Here is a 13,325-nt window from a genome sequence, read left to right as displayed (position 1 = left end):
ATGAGCGAAACACAGCTAAGCGTTAACGAAGGGCCGTTCCGGACGGCCCGGGAAGCGATCGACTGGGTTGTCCGATTTATTCCTCTGGCGGGAATCAAGCCGGGACTGGAGAGGATGGAGCGGCTCATGGAGCTGCTCGACCATCCTCACCGGCGTCTCAAGTTTATTCATGTCGCCGGTACGAACGGCAAGGGATCGGTTTGTGCCTATTTGACCGAAGTAATCCGCACATGCGGCTATGATGTGGGAACATTTACTTCTCCTTACATTGAAAGCTACAACGAGCGCATTCGGCTCAACGGGGTCAATATCCCGGACGAAGACCTGCTGAAGGTGATCAATAAAATCAAGCCGCTCGTCGATCAGGTTGCGGAGGAGTTCGGCCAGCCGTCGATGTTCGAGATCTCGACTGTGATCGCAATCGAGTATTTCGCACGCACCGCTTATCCCGACTTTGTCGTCTGGGAAACGGGGCTCGGCGGACGGTTGGATTCGACGAATATCGTGACGCCGCTTGTCTCCGTCATTACAAATATCGGTCATGACCACATGGAGTTTCTCGGCGATACGCTGGAGAAAATCGCGGCCGAGAAGGCGGCCATTATTAAAGCGGGCGTCCCGGTTGTAAGCGCCGTGGAGCAGCCGGAGGTCGTCCGGGTCGTCGAGGAAGCGGCGAAGGTCAAGAACAGCACGCTTTATTTGCTGGGCCGGGAGTTTCGTTATGAAACGATCTCGATCAAGGAAAACGAGCAGACGTTCCGGTTTACCGGCACGTTCCGGGACATTCCGGACGTTGCCATCTCCATGAACGGCCCGCACCAGCTGAAAAACGCGGCAGTCGCGTTAATGACGCTTGAGGTGCTGCGGCAATATTATGCGCTGATCGTGGAAGACGAGGATTTGCTTCGAGCCATGAAAGCGGCGCAGTGGCCGGGGCGGTTGGAGATGGTATCGCAGGAGCCGCGCATTCTGATCGACGGCGCGCACAACCCCGAAGGGGCCGAGTCGCTTGCCGCAGCCCTGAAGGGAACGTATTCGTACAATAGGCTCCATTTTATGATGGGAATGCTGACGAACAAGAATCATACGGGCTATTTGAGGCATATACTACCAATAGTGGATACGCTTATCCTAACCGAGCCGAATTGGCTGAAAAAGGCCGCTGCCGAAGATCTGGCCGGACTGGCCAAGTCGCTTCTGGCGGAGTGCGGGAGGCACGACGTGGAAGTGATCGTGGAACCCGATTGGAAGACGGGGCTGGAGCGGCTTAAACGTATGACGGCACAGGACGACCTGGCTGTCGTCTCCGGCACGTTATATTTAATAGGGGACGTCCGTTCCTGGATCAAGCATCAATCCGATTCTGAAAAAGGCTGGTGAACGCAGGCGTGAATACATCGGAGCATATCCATTTTATCGGCATCGGCGGGTACGGCATGAGTGCCATTGCCAAAGTGATGCTGGAAATGGGCTACCAAGTTTCGGGATCCGATTTGGCGCAGCAGGAGCTGACGGAGAAGCTTGCGGCCAAAGGGGCGCAAGTGTTCATCGGGCACAAGGCGCAAAATGTGAAAGGCGCGGACGTCGTCGTATATTCCACGGCTTTGGCCAAGGATAATGTCGAAATGGTGGCGGCGGAGGAATTGAACATTCCGATGCTGCATCGTTCGCAAATGTTGGCGAGACTGATGAACGCCAAGAAAGGCATCGCGGTTGCAGGCGCGCACGGAAAGACGACCACGTCGTCGATGATCGCGCTCGTGCTTGAGCGCTGCGGCTTGGACCCGACCTTCATCATCGGCGGGGAAATTATGAACGTGGGAAGCAACGCCAAGGCGGGGAAGGGCGATTGGGTCGTCGCGGAAGCGGACGAGAGCGACGGTTCGTTTTTGCAGTACCAGCCTGCCATTGCGTTGGTAAATAATATTGAAGCGGATCATCTGGAAAACTACGACGGCAATTTTGAAAATTTGAAAAAAGCCTATGCGCAGTTTTTGAGCCAGGTGAAAGAGGACGGCAAGGCTGTCGTTTGCTTGGACGACCAATACTTGAAAGAGATGATCTCCAGCGTAAATAGCGAGGTCCTCACGTATGCGATCGAAGCGGAAGCGGATTTTACGGCTCGGAACATCGTTCTTGGCGACCGTAAAGTATCCTTCGATGTGATGCGCGGCGGCGAGGCGCTCGGAACGATTCATCTGTCCGTACCGGGCAAGCACAACGTCTACAATGCGCTCGCTACGCTGATTACTTGCATGGAAGCAGGGCTCTCCTTCGACCGGATTGCGGAAGCGATTACCGAGTTTCGGGGGGCCAAGCGGCGTTTTCAGGTGCTCGGAGAAGTCGACGACATTCTGGTGATCGACGATTACGCGCACCATCCGACCGAAATCGAAGCGACGATTCAAGCGGCCAAGGCGACAGGTAAACGGATTATCGCCGTATTTCAGCCTCAGCGCTACACGCGGACGTACTTTTTGTTCGAGCAGTTCAGCCGTGCGTTTCCCGAGGCGGACGAAGTGATCATTACCGACATCTATTCGCCTGCGGGCGAGAAGCAGATCGAAGGCATCGATTCCGCGAAGCTCGTCGAGCTGATTCGTCAGAACAGCAACGCCAACGTGCGCTACGTCCCGACCAAGGAGCAGGTGCAGACCTATTTGCTGAAGTCGGTGCGGCCCGGAGATTTGGTGATTACGATGGGCGCGGGAGATATATGGAAAGCGGCGGCCGGTCTTGCCGAGGCATTGACGGAACGCTTGGCTTAGCAGTACGAAACGAAAAACCTCCGGAACGCCGTTCTTTTTGAGCGGCGAAGCCGGGGGTTTTTTGCTTGCGACCGTTCTATTTGCGGACCGATTCTCATAGTCTAGTAACACGACTATGGGACAAGGGAGAGTTGGCGCAATGAACAAGACCAAGATGACGTTTCGTTTCCACAAGGACGGGCAGCGGCAAGAACGGCAGGAAACGGGGAGCGGGCCGCAGGTTATCCCCCTTCGATCGGAAGAATACACGGTCGTGGAGCAGCGGGCTGACGAAAGTCGCGAGGAGCCGGACAAGCCGCCGGTAGAGACCGGAAAACTAAGAGGACCGCTGTGGACCGGACCTGCGCTTAATGAATATACGACCGATTTCGGCGGTTGGCAGAGCTCCTTTGAGACCGAGACGCACCGCGTGGAACAATTGATTCGCGAATCGGGCGGCGGCCGGTCGTTCGATCCGGAAACAGGCTACGTCGAGCGGCCGGATCCGACTGGCGGTATGGAGCGAACGCACCGGCCTTATACGCAGGAGGAATCGGCCTATTTCAGAAGAACCCCGGGCAACGGCTCTTGGATTCGGATTACCGCTTCCGTCGCCGGTGCGGTTGTAACGGGCGTCGCGTTCGGTTTTTTGGTTTTGTCGATGTTTTCGGGCGGTACGGACTCCGGCAAAGCAACAACCCCGGGCGGCACAACGACAGCCCAGCAAGGGACAAAGGGAGCCGGGGCCGGCGGGACGGCTTCCACGGGAGAGACGGCCGGTAAAACCGGAGATGCGGCGTCCAAGCCGGGCGTCGCGGATTCGGCAGCCCCGGCGAGCGGTTCTGCAATCGGCGTGCCGGTGCAGATCCCGGCGAAATCATATGCCGTTCTGCAAGGCGGGGTATTCAGCAGCGCGCAGGGAGCCGAGGCCGCGGCTGCGGATTTTCGCAAGAAAGGGCTGGCGGGAGCGGTAGATGGGGGAGACAAGCACCCGGTCTATGTGGGAATGGCGGGAAGCCGGGACGAAGCTCTGGGGCTGTCGCAAGCTTATCAGCAAAAAAATATCGAGGTGATTGTCAAAACACTCGATTTGCCGGCGGTGACGAAAGTCAAATGGAACGGCAAGCAAGCCGATGTGTTTTCCAATTATATAGCGCAAGGGGATAAGCTTGTGAAGCTCATCGCGGCACAAACGATCGCTCATGCGGCCGACGCCAAGCCGGAAGCGCTTGACGACAAGGCGCTGCAGTCGATCAAGACGACGCATCAAAGCTGGTCCCAGACGGCTGCCGCGGTCAGCGACGGTCTGGGCGAAGCCGGGAAGAAGGCGCTGCCCAAAATGAATAATTCCTTGAATACGGCTGTGGCGTCACTTGAGGAATACAAGAAGAACCCGTCCCAAGCCTTCCTGTGGCAGGCGCAAACGGCTGCCATGCAGTATGTCGTAGCGGAGAAGGAATTGCTCCAAGCGGTTGCGCTTCCTTAAACTCACGAGCAGACATCCGCCGACGGGGGCGCATGAAAAGAGCCGTCCGGACCGCATTCAGTTCGGACGGCTTTTCCGCGGGTATAAAGGTTTACTTGCCGGTTGAAATCTTGCCGGATGATGGCGGATCAGGGGGCGGTTTCTTCGGGGTTGCTGCATCCGCCACGTAGCGGTCAACCAGCGCGGCGGCCTCCGCTCGTGTGATCAGCCGCTCCGGCTCGAAGCGCTCCGCCGTCACACCGTCGATCCAGCCGGCCCGCTTGAGGCTCGCGATGGCGTCCACGGCCCAGAGGCCCGCCTTCACGTCCCGGAACGGCGGCTGCCCGCCCGGTCCCGGCGGCGCCTTCGCCAGCCGCTGAAACATCGCCGCCGCCTCCGCCCGGGTCACGGGCCGGTCGGGCCGGAGCGTGCCGTCGGGGTAGCCCTCCAGCACGTCGGCCTTCACCGCCCGATCGAGGGCGGCGAAGGCCCAATGCCCCGCGCTCGCGTCGCGGTACGCGCCCGCGCCGGCCCCGGCGGCTCCGCAGCTCCCGCCGCCGTCGCCGTAAACCCCGCCGGTGACCGTGCCGTCACCGGCGCAGGAGCTCCCTGCCGGCTTCGCCGCCGGCAGGTCGAACACCCGGCCGAGCAGCGTCGCCCACTCCGCTCTCGTCAGCATCCGGCCGGGCTCGAACCGCCCGCCGGTGCCTTCAACCACGCCTTGCGCTTTCAGCCGCAGGACGGCGTCCCGGGCCCAGTGTCCCCGAAGATCGGGGAACACGTTGCTTTGCGGCGATATGTACGCTTCAATGCCGCGGGCAATACCGAGCGCCATCGTCTGGCGCATCGAGTCGCTGGCCAGCAGCTCCGCCTCCTCTGCGTTCGAGAGAAACGCCGTCTCCACAAGAATGCTCGGCACCGTTCCCATCCGCACGACATATACCGCGCTGGGAACAAGTCCCTTATTTTCCAGTCCCGTCGTTTGGACGAAGGCGTCCAGCACCTGCTGCGCCAGCTTGCGGCTCTCGGGTGTGAGCGCCTTCATCTCTTCGCTGGCGGGGTAGCTGCTCTGAGGGTAGGCGTCGTCATAATAAAGCACCATGGCCCCGCGTGCGTCCGCATTAAAATACGAATTCGCGTGAACGGAGACGAACAGATCGGGCTGCTGTCCATTGGTGAAGTCGACGCGTCCCTTGAGCGAAATAAAATCGTCGGTGTTCCGGGACATGACCACCTCATAGCCCCGCTGGACAAGCAGGTCCCGCAGCCGGCGGGCAATGTCCAGGTTCACCGTTTTCTCCTGCAGGCCATTCACCCCGATGGCCCCGGAATCGGAGCCCCCATGTCCTGCATCGACGACAATTTTCGCAGCCGAGGCATGCCCCGGCAGCACCAGAAGGGCGAACGCAAGCAAAGCGGCCCGCATCCATGGCTTTCGCATCTTCCGGTCCACTCCTTCCTTGATCCGGTTTTTATTGTATTGGTATTTCTTGCATCAGGTAAGCGGTAAAATATTCCTACGCGAAGAAGTCCTTTGTTAACTAAAAGTCCGCTTGTTATTTCGCGAGTTATGGTATAATGACGTGTGGCATTTTCGAAGCGGCCGATTGCATTTTTTACGAAAGAGGTATCCTATATTTTGAAAAAGAATACGCTCACGTTCATCCTCATGCTGCTGCTCGGGCTCGTCGCCGGAACGCTTATCGGCCAACTGCTGTCGCCGTATGCGGGCTTGTCCTTTCTGACCAAATCCGTAGAGCTGACCTGGCAGCCCAAAGCCGATTTGTTGGTCATCCGGTACGATCTGAATCTGCATATTCGGCTGAATCTGATCAGCATCGTCGGGCTGGCGGCCGGCTTTTGGCTGTACCGCAAGCTTTAGGACCGAAGCGGACGGAGACGGCAAAGACCCACTTTTACAAAATTCGAAACGAGGGACCGGTTTATGACGCTCACGACATCCAAAACCTTAATACTGGCTTCATCTTCTCCGCGCCGCCAGGAGCTGATCCGCTTCCTTCAGCTGCCCTTCGTCGTCCAAGCGAGCGATGCGGACGAAACGACGGCCCCCGGCCTGACGCCTTCGCAAATCGTGGAAGAGCTGTCCAGGCGCAAGGCGCTGGCCGTACTTTCGCGTTTGAAGGCGGACGATTCCGTGCCGGAGGACGGTGTCCTTATCGGGTCGGACACCATTGTCGTATGGCAGGGCGAGGTGCTCGGCAAGCCGCAGGATGAAGCGGATGCCTTCCGGATGCTTAGCGCGCTTCAAGGCGCGGAACACGAAGTATACACCGGGATAGCCTGTATCGGACTGACGGTGGACAACGCCCCGAACGGCGAAGCCGGAGGCACGGAGGTCTCGGTTAGCCGGCTTCCCGGGGCAGTGTATGCAACATCGGCCGACCGTCTTACGGGAAGCTGCCGCATGACCGTCGGGCACAGCGTGACCAAAGTCGGCATGAAGCCGCTCACGGACGAGCAAATTCGGAATTACATTCGAACGGGAGAGCCGATGGATAAAGCGGGGGCTTACGGCATCCAAGGCTTAGGCTCCACCTTGATTCAAACCATCGACGGCGATTATTTTACCGTAGTCGGATTGCCTATGTACCTGTTGTCCGAGATGTTGGGGGCCCACGGCATCCGGGTGCTATAGAGCCGGACGCCTTCCGGGTGTCCCGCAGCGAATCGCTAAACTTCTCCAAGAAAGGCGCCCTTCATCCGGCGCTTTTCGCGCCTCCCGACCATCATTTCCCAACGGGCCCCGGGACTGAAATCGACTCCGGCTCCCGAAGAGATATATAGGTTTTACCGCTTGGCCTGCGTGCATCAGTTCGGTATTCGACACGTTTTTTCGGTCGCTGTCATTTGACAAAACATCATGCTATAATGAGGACTCGGACATCTCATAGAAAGAAGGGAATGCATGGAATCGCCCAATATGACCTTGCGCGATGTCCCCAGCGAAGACCGACCGAGAGAGCGCATGATGTTGTATGGGGCACAAGCACTGAGCAATGCGGAACTGCTGGCTATTTTGCTCCGCACCGGTACATACCAGGAATCTGCCGTTCACGTTGCCCAGCGACTGCTTCTCGAATGCGGCGGTCTCCGCATGCTGACGGACATGAGCATGGAGCAGCTTACCGAAATCAAAGGCATCGGCGAAGCCAAAGCGCTGCAGATTCAAGCGGGCATCGAGCTCGGGAGAAGGCTGGCGCGAAGCACGATGAACGAAACGGTTACGATTCGCTCGCCGCAGGATGTCGCTGCGCTGCTGATGGAGGATTTGCGCTATTTGCAGAAAGAGCATTTTGTGTGCCTGTTCTTAAATACGAAAAATCACGTCATCGGCCAGGAAACCTTGTCGATGGGTAGCTTGAACGCCTCCATCGTACATCCCCGCGAAGTATTCCGGGCGGCCATCAAGCGCAGCAGCGCTTCGATTGTATGCGCCCACAATCATCCGAGCGGCGACCCTACGCCGAGTCCGGAGGACGTGGAAATCACCAAGCGTTTAGTCCAAGCGGGCGAAATTGTCGGGATTGACGTGCTGGATCATATCGTCATCGGCGATAAGCGCTACGTAAGTTTGAAGGAGCTTGGATTCATGTAATATAATGAAAGAAACGGGCCGGACGGCAGGAGGTTCGGGATTAGACGAGCCTTGGCCGTCAGGCCGCAAATGCGTTGCCGCAGCAGTGCGGCAGCTCCTCGTAAGCCGCATCAAACAAACCATTCCGCGTGATCAGCGCCTCAAATAGAGAAGGGAGCACCAACCATGTTCGGAGGATTCACAAAAGATTTGGGTATCGACCTGGGAACCGCAAATACATTAGTATACGTCAAAGGCAAAGGCATCGTCGTGCGCGAGCCGTCCGTCGTCGCGATTCGCACGGATACGAAAACGATCGAGGCCGTAGGCAACGACGCGAAGAAGATGATCGGCAGAACGCCGGGCAATATCCGCGCGATCCGTCCGATGAAGGACGGCGTCATTGCCGATTTCGAGACCACGTCGACGATGATCAAATATTTCCTCCGTCAAGCGCAGAAGCAGCGCGTCTTGTTTCAACGTCACCCGAGCGTCATGGTATGCGTTCCCTCGGGAATTACCGCTGTGGAGAAACGCGCGGTAGAAGATGCGACGCGCCAAGCCGGCGCTCGCGATGCGTATACGATCGAAGAGCCGTTCGCCGCGGCCATCGGCGCCGATCTTCCGGTATGGGAGCCGACCGGCAGCATGGTGGTGGATATCGGCGGGGGGACGACCGAAGTCGCCGTCATTTCCCTCGGCGGCATCGTCACCAGCCGTTCGATCCGTGTGGCTGGCGACGAGATGGATGAAGCGATCATCCAATATATTAAACGCACATACAATTTGATGATCGGCGAGCGCACGGCGGAACAGATCAAGATGGAGATCGGTTCGGCACTGCCGTTGGAGCCGCCGACCCGTCTTGAAATCCGCGGCCGCGATCTCGTGTCCGGTCTGCCCAAAACGATGGCCGTCACGTCCGACGAGATTACCGAAGCGCTTGCCGACACGGTGAACAGCATCGTGGAAGCCGTCAAGGTTACGCTTGAGAAATGCCCGCCGGAGCTGGCGGCCGACATTATGGACCGCGGCATCGTGCTGACCGGCGGCGGGGGCTTGCTCCGCAATCTGGATAAGCTGCTGTCCCGTGAAACCGGCATGCCGGTACTGGTCGCCGAGAATCCTTTGGATTGCGTGGCTATCGGCACCGGACGCGCGCTTGAGAACATTCATTTGTTCAAAACGAGAACCGGCCCTACAAGCAGGTCCAGGCGCTAAGCGCAGTCTTAGGTTGGAAGGTGTAGCCATTGAAACTACTGGGGAATAAAAGACTGCTGATCCTGATGCTCGGCCTCATCTGTTTTATTGCGCTGATGGGGCTGACCTTCGGTCAACTGGGCTATAAAACTTGGCCGGAGAAATTTGTGAAAGATACGATTTCATGGACGCAAGGACTGATCTATAAGCCGGTCAGTTTTGTTGCCGGCGTGTTCGAAGAAGTGAACCGGCTTCGTACGCTTCATGAAGAAAATACGGTACTGCGGGAAACTCTGTCCAGATACGCCCGCGATACGACGCGGCTGAACGAATTGGAGCTGCAGAATGAACGGCTGCAGGCGGAACTCGGCTTCACGGAGCGGCAAAAGTCGATGAACAAGTATAACTTCCGGATTGCCAATGTGGTGACGTTCCAGCAATCGAACAAAACGATTACGATCAATCTGGGAGAAAAAGACGGCATCCGCCCGAACATGGCCGTTCAATCGGTGGAAGGTCTGATTGGCCGCGTCGTTGCGGTTTCCAATTTTTATTCGGATGTCCAGCTTCTTACGGGAATCGACGACAAGGCCGCCTCGGAATCCAAGGCAATATCCGCCACCGTCAAAGGAAGAGAGAACGAGTCGTTTGGCATGATCGAACGGTTCGATCTGGACAAGCAAAAGCTGATTATGACGAAAATCGATCCGCAAGATCAGCTCAAGGTAGGAGATACGATTATTACGGCAGGGAAAGGGCTTGTTTTCCCGAACGGCATAGAAATCGGCAAAGTGGTGCAACGGTACGAGGGCGAGTCCGTCACCCATGTCGCCGAGATCGAGCCGTTTGCTTCCTTCAACCATCTCCGCGAAGTATTCGTCGTTGAAGTGCCGGAATTGAGGTGAGCCGCATGAGTCATAAAAAGCTGTGGCTGATTCTCTTCGTTTTGTTTCTGCTCGAAGGAACGCTCCTTCCTTGGCTCGTTCCCGTCGCTTGGCAATCGAAGGTTCAGGTGGACCCGCATTTTGTCCTTGTTATCGTTCTATTTATCGGATTGTACATTAACCGGCATACAGCGCTAGTTTACGGCCTCGTTTTCGGTATGCTGCACGACTTCATCTATCATTCGCCCATGCTCGGACCGGTATCGTTCGGTATGGGCCTTGCCGGATATTTGGCCGGCATGCTGCAAGGACGCATTTATTCGAGCATCGTGATCAGCATGGTCGTGATCGGGCTCGGCAATTTGTTTTACGATACGGCGATTTACGGCTTGTTCCGGCTGTTTCGTGTCACCCATACGAACCTTGAGTGGGTATTCCTTCATCAGATGCTGCCGAGCATGCTGATCAACCTGTTGTTTGCGCTTGCCATTTACGTGCCGATCCGCAAGCTTTTCGAGAGTCTTCCGGTGAAGCAGAGCGAGGAAATGGAATAATTTTTTTAACGCAAGGCAGCAGGAGAACGCCCGCGCCAAGCCGAATTGTATAGGCTTAGGAGGTAGGAGCGGTTATGGCGGCAGCTAAACATCATGTGACGATCAAAGGTGTGAAGGACGGATTGGTGTTTTTGCTCGATGACACGTGCGAGTTTTCCGACGTGGTCGCCGAGCTGAGACATAAGCTGGAGAAAACGCACCAGCAAATTTTAACCGGCCCGATTATTCATGTGCACGTTAAGCTCGGTAACCGGGCGGTGACCGAAGAGCAGCGGGAGCTGGTGCGCAGCATCATCAGCCAAAAGGGCAACCTGCTTGTCCAATCCGTAGAGACGGCAGATCCTTCGTACGAGCGAGCGCCGCAAGGGACTCCGGACGTAAAAATCGTTCGGGGAATCGTCCGTTCGGGACAGACGTTTTCGCACGAGGGCGACATTTTATATTTAGGGGACATTAACCCGGGCGGAGCTATTATCAGCTCGGGCAGCATATATGTGATGGGCTCGCTTCGCGGCATGGCGCATGCGGGGGTCGATGGAGACGAAAGGTCCGTTATCGCCGCTTCGCACATGAGGCCGACGCAGCTTCGCATCGCGGGAATCATAAGCCGTCCTCCCGACGAATGGGGTCTTGGGGACGCTTTCGATACGTATATGGAATTTGCCTACGTGAAGGACGGCAAAATGGAAATCGACAAAATCCATCATTTGCACAAATTCGGCTTGAATGTACACGCTTGATGGTAAAGGAGTGGGACCTATGGGAGAGGCAATCGTTATCACGTCCGGCAAAGGGGGCGTCGGCAAAACGACGACGTCCGCGAATATCGGAACGGCTTTGGCGCTGCAGGGAAAAAAGGTCGTCATGGTTGATACGGACATCGGTCTCCGCAACTTGGACGTCGTGATGGGCCTTGAAAACCGCATTATATACGACTTGATCGATGTCGCCGAAGGACGGTGCCGACTGCCGCAAGCGCTTGTGAAGGATAAGCGCTTCGACGAGCTGTACATGCTGCCGGCTGCCCAGACGAAAGACAAGCACGCGATTTCGCCGGAATCGGTTCGGCAAATTGTGGTTGAGCTCAAGCGTGATTTCGACTTTGTGATTATTGATTGTCCGGCCGGCATCGAGCAGGGCTTCAAGAATGCGGTAGCGGGCGCAGACAAAGCGATCGTCGTCACGACGCCGGAAAACGCCGCCGTACGGGATGCCGACCGCATCATCGGTCTTTTGGAAAAAGAGCCGAACGTCGAGTCGCCGAAGCTCGTGATCAACCGCATTCGTCCGAACATGGTCAAAAAAGGCGAGATGCTCGATATCGACGAAATTTGCTCTGTCCTTGCCATCGATTTGCTTGGCATCGTTCCGGATGACGAGTATGTCATTAAAGCGGCGAATATCGGAGAGCCTACCGTGATGAATCCGAATTCGCGCGCAGCGATCGCTTACCGCAATATCGCCCGGCGGATGCTTGGCGATTCGGTGCCGCTGATGCCCATGGAAGAGAAGACCGGGGTATTGAATAAAATGAAAAAGTTTCTCGGAATAGGATGAACGTCAGGTGCTGCACAAGCTGAAAAAAATCGATGTGCCCATCGTAGTCATACTTCTCGCCTTCATGGTCATCAGCACGATGCTCGTGTACAGCGCGACGCTAAACTCAAGAGTCATTACGTTTGAACCGAAAAAAATAATCGTGATTTACATCGTATCCATTATTGCTTTTTTGGTTACGACCTTGATCGACTACAGGATACTTACCAAAGTCTCCTTTTATTTATACGGATTCGGCGTATTTCTTCTCATTGCCGTTCTACTATTCGGCGAAAAGATCGGCGGGGCGAGAGGCTGGTTTTCCCTTCCGGTCGTCAAGCTTGACTTTCAGCCTGTGGAGTTATTCAAAATTATTTTGATTCTCACCTTGGCGATGTTCATTGCCAGGCGCAAAGGGGAACCGCTTGAGCTGCTTCGGGATGTCGTTCCCGTCGGCTTGATTACGTTCTTCCCCGTTGTTCTGGTCGCGGTCCAGCCGGACCTTGGAAATGCGATGATTTTGGTTGTCATCTTGTGCGGAATGTACTGGATCGGCAACATGAGGCTAAGCTATTTGCTGATCGGGGCACTGGTTATTGCCGGGGCTGCCTATTTGTTTCTATATTTGTTTCAGCATTATCATACGGATATTCAGCAGTTCTTCCAGGCCAAAAAATGGCCGACCCACTGGATGGACCGCATCAATACGTTTATTAGTCCGGAAACGGCCAGCAAGGACGATAAATGGCAGGTGAACAATGCCATCCGCGCCATCGGCTCAGGCTCGCTGATCGGGGAAGGGTTTTTGAACGGATCTTCCGTTCACAGCAACCGGATTCCTGTCGTTTACACGGATGCAATATTCGTAGTTGTCGGCGAAGAGTTCGGTTTTGTCGGAGCTTCCGTTTTGCTGCTGCTGTATTTTGTATTGATTTACCGCATGATTCTTATCTCGATTTATTGCAACCACCTCGCCGGTACCTACATTATTATCGGTATCGTCTCGATGATGGTTTTCCAAATTTTTGAAAACATTAGCATGTGGATCGGCATCATGCCCGTGACCGGTATAACGCTGCCGTTCATCAGTTACGGGGGAACCTCGCTGCTGATCAACATGATTGCGATGGGACTCGTCATGAGCGTGCGGCTGCACGATGACAAGCTGCTTGAGGACGAATGAACAAAAATGATACGAAGCCAAGTGAAGCACCCGCCGAAGGGTGCTTTTTTGTATATAGCTTGCAGAGGCACTGAATCCGTTCGTTCCTGCTCCTTGTCCGTATATTTACGGGTACAAGCTCATAGGATGGAGTATAGCTTGAATGCGGGAGGGGCACGGGG

The 13,325-nt window shown here is 56.0% G+C and carries 13 protein-coding genes; 12 read left to right on the top strand and 1 reads right to left on the bottom strand.

From position 1 onward, the window contains the following. From KQX66_RS25115 to KQX66_RS25105, 3 genes are all read left to right on the top strand, one after another. Complete coding sequence (locus KQX66_RS25115) at positions 1-1,380, top strand: bifunctional folylpolyglutamate synthase/dihydrofolate synthase (RefSeq protein ID WP_216795540.1); 1,380 nt, start codon at positions 1-3, stop codon at positions 1,378-1,380. 8 nt (positions 1,381-1,388) lie between these two features. Beyond that, positions 1,389-2,768 carry a UDP-N-acetylmuramate--L-alanine ligase gene (gene murC / locus KQX66_RS25110; RefSeq protein ID WP_216795539.1) on the top strand — a complete coding sequence of 460 codons (1,380 nt, stop codon included), beginning with the start codon at positions 1,389-1,391 and terminating at the stop codon, positions 2,766-2,768. A gap of 139 nt (positions 2,769-2,907) precedes the next feature. Next, the gene (locus tag KQX66_RS25105) at positions 2,908-4,233 is read left to right on the top strand and encodes a hypothetical protein (protein ID WP_216795538.1); all 1,326 of its coding nucleotides are present in this window, start codon (positions 2,908-2,910) and stop codon (positions 4,231-4,233) included. 91 nt (positions 4,234-4,324) lie between these two features. On the opposite strand, the gene KQX66_RS25100 is transcribed toward KQX66_RS25105, so the two are convergent. Continuing rightward, positions 4,325-5,653 carry an N-acetylmuramoyl-L-alanine amidase gene (locus KQX66_RS25100; RefSeq protein ID WP_216795537.1) on the bottom strand — a complete coding sequence of 443 codons (1,329 nt, stop codon included), beginning with the start codon at positions 5,651-5,653 and terminating at the stop codon, positions 4,325-4,327. Between the two features lie 198 nt (positions 5,654-5,851). Here KQX66_RS25100 and KQX66_RS25095 point away from each other — a divergent pair, with 198 nt between their 5' ends. From KQX66_RS25095 to KQX66_RS25055, 9 genes are all read left to right on the top strand, one after another. After that, complete coding sequence (locus tag KQX66_RS25095; protein ID WP_054975041.1) at positions 5,852-6,094, top strand: DUF4321 domain-containing protein; 243 nt, start codon at positions 5,852-5,854, stop codon at positions 6,092-6,094. A 63-nt stretch (positions 6,095-6,157) separates the two neighbouring features. Beyond that, positions 6,158-6,868, top strand: coding sequence for a Maf family protein (locus tag KQX66_RS25090; protein WP_216795536.1), 711 nt, complete (start codon positions 6,158-6,160; stop codon positions 6,866-6,868). Positions 6,869-7,138: 270 nt separating this feature from the next. After that, positions 7,139-7,828, top strand: coding sequence for a RadC family protein (gene radC / locus KQX66_RS25085; protein WP_025849632.1), 690 nt, complete (start codon positions 7,139-7,141; stop codon positions 7,826-7,828). A 165-nt stretch (positions 7,829-7,993) separates the two neighbouring features. Further along, positions 7,994-9,028, top strand: coding sequence for a rod shape-determining protein (locus KQX66_RS25080; protein ID WP_216795535.1), 1,035 nt, complete (start codon positions 7,994-7,996; stop codon positions 9,026-9,028). 29 nt (positions 9,029-9,057) lie between these two features. After that, the gene (mreC, locus tag KQX66_RS25075; RefSeq protein WP_216795534.1) at positions 9,058-9,912 is read left to right on the top strand and encodes a rod shape-determining protein MreC; all 855 of its coding nucleotides are present in this window, start codon (positions 9,058-9,060) and stop codon (positions 9,910-9,912) included. Between the two features lie 5 nt (positions 9,913-9,917). Continuing rightward, positions 9,918-10,445: a rod shape-determining protein MreD gene (mreD, locus tag KQX66_RS25070; RefSeq protein WP_216795533.1), complete on the top strand. Its 528-nt coding sequence runs from the start codon at positions 9,918-9,920 to the stop codon at positions 10,443-10,445. Between the two features lie 74 nt (positions 10,446-10,519). Further along, positions 10,520-11,185 carry a septum site-determining protein MinC gene (locus KQX66_RS25065; protein WP_216795532.1) on the top strand — a complete coding sequence of 222 codons (666 nt, stop codon included), beginning with the start codon at positions 10,520-10,522 and terminating at the stop codon, positions 11,183-11,185. A 19-nt stretch (positions 11,186-11,204) separates the two neighbouring features. Further along, complete coding sequence (gene minD, locus KQX66_RS25060; RefSeq protein ID WP_010498631.1) at positions 11,205-12,002, top strand: septum site-determining protein MinD; 798 nt, start codon at positions 11,205-11,207, stop codon at positions 12,000-12,002. Positions 12,003-12,009: 7 nt separating this feature from the next. After that, positions 12,010-13,164 (top strand): FtsW/RodA/SpoVE family cell cycle protein, encoded by a 1,155-nt coding sequence (locus KQX66_RS25055; RefSeq protein ID WP_216795531.1) that lies wholly within the window; start codon positions 12,010-12,012, stop codon positions 13,162-13,164. The last annotated feature ends 161 nt before the right edge of the window (positions 13,165-13,325 follow it).

The sequence above is a fragment of the Paenibacillus oleatilyticus genome, assembly GCF_018998565.1.
Taxonomy (GTDB): Bacteria; Bacillota; Bacilli; order Paenibacillales; family NBRC-103111; genus Paenibacillus_G; species Paenibacillus_G oleatilyticus.
The sequence above is the reverse complement of the archived record's forward strand: the minus strand, read 5'-3'. Positions and strand labels throughout refer to the sequence as shown.